This window comes from Mesorhizobium sp. M4A.F.Ca.ET.022.05.2.1 (assembly GCF_003998845.1).
Classification (GTDB): domain Bacteria; phylum Pseudomonadota; class Alphaproteobacteria; order Rhizobiales; family Rhizobiaceae; genus Mesorhizobium.
The window spans coordinates 1-3,566 of record NZ_RZOJ01000523.1 but is presented as its reverse complement, the minus strand read 5'-3'; the positions used below and the strand labels follow the sequence as shown (position 1 = coordinate 3,566).

Below are 3,566 nucleotides of genomic sequence, written 5' to 3'. Positions count from 1 at the left end.
AGACGATGTCGATCCTGCGCCAGCGCGGGCATCGCCTGCGTCTGCTCTTGCCGACGGTGCCGCATGTGGCCGACCTGGTCAGGGCTTCGGTCGCCAGTTGGGACGACAAACCGGAGATTGTCGTCGAGCCGGAACGCAAATGGCAGGCCTTCGGCAAGGCTGATGCCGCGCTGATCGCCTCGGGGACAGTATCGCTCGAGCTGGCCCTGTCGGGCGTGCCGATGGTGTCCTGCTACAAGCTCGATCCCGTGGCGCGTCTGGTCATGCCGCATCTCATTTCCGTCTGGTCGGCGCTGCTGCCCAATCTGATCTCGGACCGGACCCTCGTTCCGGAGTTTTACGACCAGTATGTCCTGCCGGAGAACCTCGCCAGGCAACTGGAGACGCTATTTTCCGACACCGGCATGCGCGCCTGGCAGAAGGACGGTTTCGCCGAGATCGCGCTGCGCATGGCAACGGACAGACCGTCCGGCGATATCGCCGCCGAAGTCGTTCTCCGGCACATCAAATAAAAAGCGCCCTTGCGGGCGCCTTTTTGATCTGTTCGCTCGGGCGCGATCAGCGCTTGGCGATCGGCACGTAGTCGCGTTCCGCGGCACCGGTGTAGAGCTGACGCGGCCGGCCGATCTTCTGGTGCGGATCCTCGATCATTTCCTTCCACTGCGCGATCCAGCCGACGGTGCGGGCAACCGCGAACAGCACGGTGAACATGGTGGTGGGGAAGCCCAGCGCCTTCAGCGTAATGCCGGAATAGAAGTCGACATTCGGGTAAAGCTTCTTCTCGATGAAGTAGGCGTCGGTGAGCGCGATCTTCTCCAGCTCCATGGCGATGTCGAGCAGCGGATCATCCTTGATGCCGAGCTCGCCCAGCACCTCATGCGCGGTCTTCTGCATGATCTTGGCGCGCGGATCGTAGTTCTTGTAGACGCGGTGGCCGAAGCCCATCAGCCGGAACGGATCGTTCTTGTCCTTGGCGCGGGCGATGAATTCCGGGATGTGGTCGACATGGCCGATCTCGCCCAGCATGTTGAGCGCCGCTTCGTTGGCGCCGCCATGCGCCGGGCCCCAGAGGCAGGCAATGCCGGCCGCAATGCAGGCGAAGGGGTTTGCGCCCGAAGAGCCGGCGAGACGAACCGTCGAGGTGGAGGCGTTCTGCTCGTGGTCGGCGTGCAGGATGAAGATGCGTTCCATGGCGCGCGCCAGCACCGGATTGATCTTGTATTCCTCGCAGGGCACCGCAAAGCACATGTGCAGGAAGTTGGCGGCGAAGTTCAGCTCGTTCTTCGGATAAATGAAGGGCTGGCCGATGTGGTACTTGTAGGCCATCGCCGCGATCGTCGGCATCTTGGCGATGAGCCGCATCGAGGCGACCATGCGCTGGTACGGATCCGAGATGTCGGTCGAGTCATGATAGAAGGCCGAGAGCGCGCCGACCACGCCGCACATGACGGCCATTGGATGCGCATCGCGGCGGAAACCGGTGAAGAAGCGCGACATCTGCTCATGCACCATGGTGTGGCGCGTCACCCGGTAGTCGAAGTCGTCTTTCTGCGCCTTGGTAGGCAACTCGCCATAGAGCAGCAGGTAGCAGACCTCGAGGAAGTCGCCATGCTCGGCGAGCTGGTCGATCGGATAGCCGCGGTGCAGCAGGATGCCGGCGTCGCCGTCGATGAAGGTGATGGCCGACTCGCAGCTGGCCGTAGAGGTGAAGCCGGGATCGTAGGTGAAGGCGCCGGTGGTGCTGTAGAGCGAGCCGATATCGATGACGTCAGGCCCGACGGAACCGCTTCGCACCTTGAACTCGTGCGTCTTGCCGGCGAGCTCCAGCTTGGCGGTCGACCCGTGCGGTTTGGCGCTCGGTTCCAGTTTCGTTGCAGCTTCGCTCATTAGCAAACTCCTTTTTGTTTCCTCATGCCGGCAAGGCAAATCCTGCAAACGACACGTCGAAATCACCGGAATGCGCGTACTCGCCACCGCATTTTAGGAGGTGCGTGCCAGATTGGGCCAAGGCCTAATGTTGCACTGCGAAACGCACCTTTCAATGCCAATCTTTTTGGGCCAGTTCGCTCCTAATCGATTTGATCCGCGATGCGCGCCAGGCTTTCCTCGCGGCCGAGCACGGCAAGCACATCGAACACGCCGGGCGACGTGCTCCGGCCGGTCAGCGCGGCCCGCAGCGGCTGCGCCACGGCGCCGAGCTTGTGGCCGCCGGCCTGGGCGAACTCGCGGATCGCTGCCTCGGCGGCCGCGGCCGTCCAGTCGCCGGGAACCGCCGTCAAAGCCGCATGGGCGCCGCGGAGGACGGCGCGCGCCTCGCCGGAAAGTAGCGCCGCCGCCTTTTCGTCGACCGGCAACGGCCGCTCGGCAAACAGGAAGCCGGCGCCGTCGACCAGTTCGACCAGCGTCTTGGCGCGCTCCTTAAGCCCGGGCAGGGCCGCGAGCAACTGCGCCTTCTTCTTGTCGTCGAGCCGGGCGGCGAGCGCCGGGCCGCCTTCGAGATAGGGCAGGGTGGCGACGAAGATGTCGAACAGCGCATGATCGTCCATCTTGCGCATATGGACGCCGTTCAGCGCCTCGAGCTTGGCGAAGTCGAAGCGGGCGGCGCCCTTGTTGACGTCGCCGATGTCGAACCAGCCGATCATGTCTTTGATCGACATGACTTCGTCGTCGCCGTGGCTCCAGCCGAGGCGGGCGAGATAGTTGAGCAGGGCCTCCGGCAAGTAGCCCATCGAACGATAGGCCTCGACGCCTAGCGCGCCGTGCCGCTTCGACAGCTTGGCGCCGTCGGCGCCATGGATCAGCGGGATGTGCGACATCGAAGGCACATCCCAGCCCATGGCGTTGTAGATCACGGTCTGGCGCGCGGCGTTGGTCAGATGGTCGTCGCCGCGGATGATGTGGGTGACGCCCATGTCGTGATCGTCGACGACGACGGCGTGCATGTAGGTCGGGTTGCCGTCCGAGCGCAGGATGATGAAGTCGTCGAGGTCCTTGTTGGGAAAGCGCACCTCGCCCTGCACCCGGTCGTGCACGACGGTCTCGCCCTCGGCCGGCGCCTTGATGCGGATGGCGCCCTTGATGCCGGGCGGCGCCTCGGACGGGTCGCGGTCGCGCCATTGGCCGTTATAGCGTGGCGGCAGGCCCTTGGCGCGCGCCGCCTCGCGCATCGCCTCGAGCTCCGCAGGCGTCTCATAGCTGTAATAGGCCTTGCCCAGGCGCACGAGATCAACGGCCACCTCGCGATGGCGCGGCGCGCGCTCGAACTGCGAAACCGCCTCACCATCCCATGAAAGGCCGAGCCAGGTTAGTCCGTCCAGGATGGCAGCGGTTGCCGCCTCGGTGGAGCGCTCGCGATCGGTATCCTCGATGCGCAGCAGCATCGTGCCGCCGGTGTGCCTGGCATAGAGCCAGTTGAACAGCGCCGTGCGCGCCCCGCCAATGTGCAGGTAGCCTGTCGGCGAGGGGGCAAAACGGGTGACGACCTTGTCGGACATGGCACTCTCAGGCTGGCATAGGAAGCGGGCGTGATTGCGCGGACTTTCGCGCTTCGCGCGTTCATGTAGCAT

2 protein-coding genes and 1 pseudogene are annotated in these 3,566 nt (G+C 64.5%); 1 reads left to right on the top strand and 2 read right to left on the bottom strand.

All coding sequences use genetic code 11. The annotated features are described in order from the left end of the window. A pseudogene (locus EN745_RS31935) lies at nt 1-512 on the top strand (lipid-A-disaccharide synthase); the annotation flags it as partial. Between the two features lie 46 nt (nt 513-558). Here EN745_RS31935 and gltA read toward each other — a convergent pair. Together gltA and gltX are read right to left on the bottom strand one after the other, a co-directional pair. Next, nucleotides 559-1,887, bottom strand: coding sequence for a citrate synthase (gltA, locus tag EN745_RS31930; protein WP_126054475.1), 1,329 nt, complete (start codon nt 1,885-1,887; stop codon nt 559-561). A gap of 182 nt (nt 1,888-2,069) precedes the next feature. Then, nucleotides 2,070-3,494, bottom strand: a complete 1,425-nt coding sequence (gene gltX / locus EN745_RS31925; RefSeq protein ID WP_127423093.1) for a glutamate--tRNA ligase — start codon at nt 3,492-3,494, stop codon at nt 2,070-2,072. Nucleotides 3,495-3,566: the final 72 nt, after the last annotated feature.